Origin of the sequence: Promicromonospora sp. NPDC023987, assembly GCF_040639055.1 — a bacterium.
GTDB lineage: Bacteria > Actinomycetota > Actinomycetes > Actinomycetales > Cellulomonadaceae > Promicromonospora.
On the sequence record NZ_JBEZZF010000132.1, the window covers coordinates 1 to 5,988 of the forward strand.

6 protein-coding genes are annotated in these 5,988 nt (G+C 71.8%); 2 read left to right on the plus strand and 4 right to left on the minus strand.

Annotation, left to right across the window (positions count from 1 at the left end; genetic code table 11):
- Window positions 1-345: 345 nt before the first annotated feature.
- Window positions 346-1,107 carry a DUF427 domain-containing protein gene (locus AB0F40_RS27070; RefSeq protein WP_357475342.1) on the plus strand — a complete coding sequence of 254 codons (762 nt, stop codon included), beginning with the start codon at window positions 346-348 and terminating at the stop codon, window positions 1,105-1,107.
- A 55-nt stretch (window positions 1,108-1,162) separates the two neighbouring features.
- Here AB0F40_RS27070 and AB0F40_RS27075 read toward each other — a convergent pair whose 3' ends face one another.
- Entirely contained in the window at window positions 1,163-1,540 is a 378-nt protein-coding gene (locus tag AB0F40_RS27075) for a MerR family transcriptional regulator (RefSeq protein ID WP_357475344.1), read from the minus strand.
- A gap of 74 nt (window positions 1,541-1,614) precedes the next feature.
- Here AB0F40_RS27075 and AB0F40_RS27080 point away from each other — a divergent pair, with 74 nt between their 5' ends.
- Entirely contained in the window at window positions 1,615-2,343 is a 729-nt protein-coding gene (locus tag AB0F40_RS27080) for an SDR family oxidoreductase (protein WP_357475346.1), read from the plus strand.
- Between the two features lie 71 nt (window positions 2,344-2,414).
- Here AB0F40_RS27080 and AB0F40_RS27085 read toward each other — a convergent pair whose 3' ends face one another.
- From AB0F40_RS27085 to AB0F40_RS27095, 3 genes are all read right to left on the minus strand, one after another.
- Window positions 2,415-3,023, minus strand: coding sequence for a class I SAM-dependent methyltransferase (locus AB0F40_RS27085; RefSeq protein ID WP_357475348.1), 609 nt, complete (start codon window positions 3,021-3,023; stop codon window positions 2,415-2,417).
- A 120-nt stretch (window positions 3,024-3,143) separates the two neighbouring features.
- A complete protein-coding gene (locus tag AB0F40_RS27090; RefSeq protein ID WP_357475350.1) occupies window positions 3,144-3,776 on the minus strand; it encodes a class I SAM-dependent methyltransferase in 633 nt (210 codons plus the stop codon).
- A gap of 129 nt (window positions 3,777-3,905) precedes the next feature.
- Window positions 3,906-5,651 (minus strand): ricin-type beta-trefoil lectin domain protein, encoded by a 1,746-nt coding sequence (locus AB0F40_RS27095; RefSeq protein ID WP_357475352.1) that lies wholly within the window; start codon window positions 5,649-5,651, stop codon window positions 3,906-3,908.
- Between the last annotated feature and the right edge of the window lie 337 nt (window positions 5,652-5,988).

A 5,988-nucleotide genomic window follows, 5' to 3' on the forward strand; every position in this document is an offset into this window, starting at 1 on the left:
AAGACCACCTCGGGTGAGGAGCTCGAAGAGATCATCGCCAAGGCGGTCGCACGGTCGCTGGCCCGCAGCTCGCGACGGGAACCGATGGTCATCGCGGTCGTCCTCGACGCCTGACATCCTCCCGCCGGAGCCGCCGGGCCGCCGAGCTGCCGAGCCCCGGGGAATGACCATGTACCTGCTGCCACGATCGGCCCTTTTGTGGCAGCAGGTACATGGTCAGATGCCCGCCGTCGTCACCTCCGGTGGGAACAAGCGCCGCCGTCCGCCAGGTTGTCGACGGGTGAGACGTCCGGGGCCGTGGGTAGCGTGGTTCGGGACGCGGCCCACAGCGAGAGGTGACCCTAGATGTCCGACATCGTCGAGAACCCGTTCGTGATCCCGCCGGGTACGGCCAGACGCGGCCAGACCAGGATCCGTGCCTTCAGCGCGGGCGAGCTCGTCGCCGACGCGGACGGCGCGCTGCTGGTCTGGGAGAACTCCTACTTTCCCCGGTACTTCTTCGCGCCCGGTGACCTCGAGGCGGAGCTGCGCCCCGCGGGGCAGGGCCCCCGGTCCAGGTCGCTCGGACCCAGCGAGGTGTTCGACGTCGTCGTGGGCGGGCGGATGCTGGAGCGCGCCGCCCGCCGCTACGGGGAGGCGCCGGCCGAGGAGATGCGCGAGTCGTTCACTCTCACCTGGTCGGCCTTCGACACGTGGCTCGAGGAGGACGAGGTCCTGCACACGCACCCGCGCAGCCCGTACGTGCGGATCGACGCGCTCCCGTCGGGCCGGCACGTGCGCGTGGTGGCCGGGGGCGAGGTGGTCGCCGAGTCGCGCCGGCCGGTCATGCTGACCGAGACCGGCCTGGGCCCGCGCTACTACCTGCCGCGGGCTGACGTGCGGATGGACCTGCTGACGCCCACCGACACCGTGAGCCACTGCCCGTACAAGGGGTCGGCCTCGTACTGGACGCTGAACGTCGGGGAGCTGGAGCTCACCGACGTGGTCTGGGGCTACGACACTCCGCTGCGCGAGGCGCTGAGGGTGGCGGGGTTGGTCTGCTTCTGGCCCGAGAAGAGTGCTGACCTGGAGTTCTACGTCGACGGGGAGCGGGTCGGCCGGCCGTAGCCCTCCCGGGCGCCCGCCCTGGCACCGCCCGTTGAGCCGGATGGCGAAGGACCGGTTACGGGTGCGTGTCCGTGACCTCTATGACGTGGTCGAGGCGGTCCAGAGCGGCTTGCAGGTCGTCGACCTTGGCCTGGATGCGTTCGCGCTCGGCGCGCAGCATGGCTCGCTGCTCGGCGTCGGTGTGGCCGGACTCGATACACGGCAAGAGCTCCGCGATGTTGCGGCTGGTCAGACCCGCGGCGTACATCTGCTGGAAGAAGCGCACCCGCTCGACCGCCTCGTGCGCGTACAGGCGCTGGCCGGACGGGCTGCGCTCGGCCGCGAGCAGCCCCTGCTGCTCGTAGTACCGCACGGCGCGCACCGAGACGCCGGCGCCACGGGCGACCTCGCCGATGCGGATCAGCGGCGCGACGGCCGCCTCTGTGACGGGCATGCGGACTCCCTGTTCGTCGGTCTCGAAACTCGTACTTGCCTCTGACGTCAACGTCAGGTCTTAGCGTACCGGACATGGATATCAACGACTCAGTCGCCCTTGTCACCGGAGCCAACCGCGGACTCGGCCGCGCCATGGCCCAACGCCTGCTCGAGCGGGGCGCGCGCAAGGTGTACGCCACCGCCCGGCGGCCCGAGACGGTAGACCTGCCCGGCGTGGAGGTGCTCGCCCTCGACGTCACCGATCCCGCGGCGGTGCTCGCGGCGGCCGAGGCCGCCCCCGACGTCTCGCTGCTGATCAACAACGCGGGCATCCAGACCGCCACCGACCTGGTGACCGGCTCGCTCGACAACCTGCGCCACGAGCTGGAGACCAACCTGTTCGGTGGCCTGGCGATGATCCGCGCGTTCGCACCGGCCCTCGCCAGGAACGGCGGGGGTGCGATAGTGAACGTCCTCTCCGCCATGTCGTGGTTCGGGGTCGACGGCGGCACCAGCTATCACCTGACCAAGGGCGCCGCGTGGGCCATGACCAACGGCGTGCGGCTTGAGCTCGCCGAGCAGGGCACGCTCGTGACCGGCGTCCACCTGGGCCTCGCCGACACCGACATGGCGGCCGGGTGGCCCGTGGACAAGATCGCGCCGTCGGACCTGGCCGACGCCGTGCTCGACGGCGTCGAGCAGGGCTCCGCCGAGGTGCTCGCCGACCAGTGGAGCCGGGACGTCAAGGCGCGGCTGCCGCTCGCGCCGGAGGAGTTCAACGCGGCGATGGGCCGCGCCCTGGCAGGGCTGACGGCGGCCTGAGCCGACGTCGGCGGGCCCGCGCTGCGGTGGGTCGGCACGCGGCCGTGGATCCCGCGACCGCCCGACGTCGGCTACGGCCGGCGTCGGGCGCGCAGGACGGTGTCGTGCGTGTGGTGGCTGCCCTCGGGCGGGGGAGTGGTGCGCGGCCGGCGCTCGTCGACCTCGACGATCCAGTGCCGGTCGAGAAGCTTCGCGACGTCGTCGGGCTGGTAGTAGTCGGCGGGGTCGAAGCCGTGGTGGTCGTCCGGCGACAGGTCGGCGACGTCATGGCCGCCCACGAGCAGGGTGCCCCCTGGTGCGACGACGGCAAGGAGCCTGCCCAGCGCGGCGTGGCCGGGCTCGACCCGGAGCGGGAGGTACTGGAGGGAGACCAGGTCGAACGGCCCGTCGGGTGGTGGTGTCGTGGCCACGTCGGCCTGCCGCCAGGTCACGCGGCCCGGCACGCCGGCTCCGACGGCGGCGGCCGCCGCGCGGTCGAGGGCCACCTGGGAGATGTCGACGGCGGTGACCTGCCAGCCCCGCCCGGCCAGCCAGAGCGCGTCGCCGCCCTCGCCGCAGCCGACGTCGAGAGCCCGCCCCGGCGGCAGGTCGGCCGCCTCGGTGACGAGCACGCCGTTCGGGTTGCCGCTGAAGAGCCGGTCCCGGCTGCTGTACCGCTCGTCCCAGTGCTGTGCGTCCACGTGTCCTCATCCCGTCGGGCCGATGTGCGTCCCGTTCAGGGTGCGACTTCAGGTCGACGTGAGGTCAAGTGGACGGCTCAGGTCGGGGTGGGGTCATGTCGGCCCGGACCCGGGCGGGGACTATGCCTCGGGCAGGGGCTTGCGGGCCGCGAGCCGCTCGACGATCCCCTTCGTGAACCGGTCGTGCCGCTCGATGTCGAGCCCCGCGGCCCGGACGTGCCGGATGGGCCGACGCCGGAAGTGCTCGTTCTCGAACCGCACGCTGTACAGCTCTGCCGCTGCCTGCAGCATCCGGATCACCGGCGACGTGCTGACCACGTGGTCGGCGAGCAGCAGCAGGCCGCCCGGTCGGAGCACCCGCACCATCTCGTCGACGGCGCCGCGGTCGTCGGGCACCGCGCACAGGCCGAAGGTGCAGACCACCGTGTCGAACGAGGCAGCGGCGAACTCGAGCCGCTGGGCGTCCCCGACCCGGAGGTCGACCTCGCGGCCGAGGCCGGCGGCGCGCTCACGGGCGCCGTCGAGCATGGCCGGGCTGAGGTCCATGCCGGTCAGCGTGACCTGCTCCGGGTACCGGCCGATGTTGAGGCCCGTCCCGACCGCGACCTCCAGGACCTGGCCCGTGGCCTGCCGGCACACCCAGTCCCGGGTGTCACCGAACAGCCGCTCGGCGCGGTCCATCTTCTGGTCGTACCCCGCCGACTGCCGGTCCCAGTGCCGCCGCACCCGGTCGATGCTCGGCTGTCTTGCCATGTTGCCCGCCCGCCGCTCGCTGATGCCAATGGCGACACGGTATCGCCGACGACGTTCGAGAATGACCCGAGGTACGGATTCCCGCACGGATCTGTACCGCGGGTCATTCTCGAGGTGGTGCCTGGCCGGTTACCGGGGGACGCTCCAGACCTGCGTCCAGAGCCCGTTGCAGTCGTAGATCTGCAGGTCGGTGCCCTCGGCGGTGTTGCCTTCCGGGATGTCCAGGCAGCGCCCCGACTGCGGGTTGAGCAGCGAACCGTCCGCACGTGCACGCCACTGCTGCGCTCCGGAGTCGTTGCACTCCCAGAGCTGCACCTTGGTGTGGTTGGCGGTGCCGTTGGCGTCGACGTCGAGGCACTTGCCGAACGCGCGGACGGTGCCGTCCGCACCCATCGACCAGGACTGGCCTGTTGCGGTACCGCACGTCCAGAGCTGGGCGGCGTTCCCGTTGGCAGCCGTGTTCGTGTCGACGTCGACGCACCGGCCATCCGGCCCGCCGATCTGCCCGGTGGGTCCAGGGAGCGAGCCGATCCCGAACCGCACCTCGCACTGGTTCCCGGTGCCGAGCCACGTCGCGGCGAGGTAGAGGTACGTGGCGCCGTCCTCCCGCGGTATCGCGGGCGTGGAGTACCCGGGGCATGACGGCACCCCGGTGGCGTATCCGCCGGTCGGGCTCACGGTGACGGGGGCTGCCGCCTCGGTCCAGGTGCCGGTGCCGAGCGCGGTGTTGGCGAAGAGCACGGTCCCCGACTCCTCCAGCACCGTCTTGTTCCCGGTGGGGCCGGCCACCACGCGCTGCCCGGACAGCAGCACGGTTCCGTTCGGGCCGCCGCCGGGGATCCACGAGATGTACGGCGTGTGCAGCAGCTCGCGCCCGTCGGCGGTGCGGACCAGCGTGCCTGCTTCGCCGGCCGGGCCCCAGTCGGTCCCGTTGGCGCTGCGCTTCACGTAGACCTCGCAGGCGTGGTCGGGATCGGTGGCGTCGCGGCACATCTCGTACGCCATGAGATGGTCGCCGTTCGGCAGCGCGGCGAACGTCTGCATGCCGGGACGGCGCAGGTCGTCTGCAGGGAAGGAGACGTCGACGGTCATGGTCGAGCTCCACGTGCGTCCGCCGTCGGACGACGTGTAGTGGCCGATCACCTGGTTGTTGGTGGGCGTGTTCGCCGGCCGCTCGTCCGAGATGAAGCAGGCGAGACGGTCGTCCTCGGTGACCATGAAGACCGGCTCCCAGATGCCGTGGCCCCACGTGTCGGGCTGGCCGGCGGTCTGCGTGCACGACGACAGGTACTGCCAGGTCGATCCGCGGTCCGAGGACCGGAAGACCTCGACCTTCTGGGTGCTGTAGTCGCCGACCCGCCACGCGGTCCCGGCGGCGAGGATGTCGCCCGCGGCGAGGCCCGGGATGTTCCGCGGGACCTCGTACAGCACCGGCGCCTCGAGGTCCCACCCGGGCGTGTTCGAGGTGATGGTCGACACCGGCGACCACGACTCGCCGCCGTCGGTGCTCCGGTAGACCGGCAGCGACGTGGGGGAGCCGGTGCCGCCCCGTGCGAACGTCGCGAGCATCGTCTGGTCAGGGCTCTGGTCGTGGTCGAGGCGGACGGCTCGTGGGTAGCCCGCGGTGCCGTTCGGGTGCTGGCCCAGGTCAGGGCTGTAGAGCACGTTGCCGGGCTCGGCCGCGGGGGCGACGTCGGCTGCGGCGTCGGCTGCGGCGTTGGGTGCGGTGTTGGGTGCGGCGCCGGCTGCGGGCGCGGCGGCGGCTGCGGGTGCGGCGGCGGCTGCGGGCGCGGCGAGCGATGACTGAGGCGCCGCCATGGTGCTCGCGGGTGCGCCGACGAGGGCGAACGCCGCTGCCAGGGCCGCGGTGAGCACAGTCGATCGACGCAGTGTACGGCGGCCGTACGCGAGGTGCTGAGACCTGGCGCGGGACGGGGCGTCCCTGGCTGGGATGTTCTCTGGCCTTGTGCTCCGAGATCTGGTGAATCGAGACATGGTGCAGGACCTCTCTGTCGTGCAGGTGATGCCCGAGGTGGTGCGCTACGTCCGTTTGCGGACGTTGCAAAACCCACCCTGGCGCATCTGTGCACACGTTGCAAGAGCCGGGGCGCACCTCCAACAGGGTCGGCACTTTGCCCCGCGAGGTCGGCAGTTTGCATCGAGGTCGGTCCAGGCCTGTGCCGATCTCGATGCAAAGTGGCCAGCGCGCAGG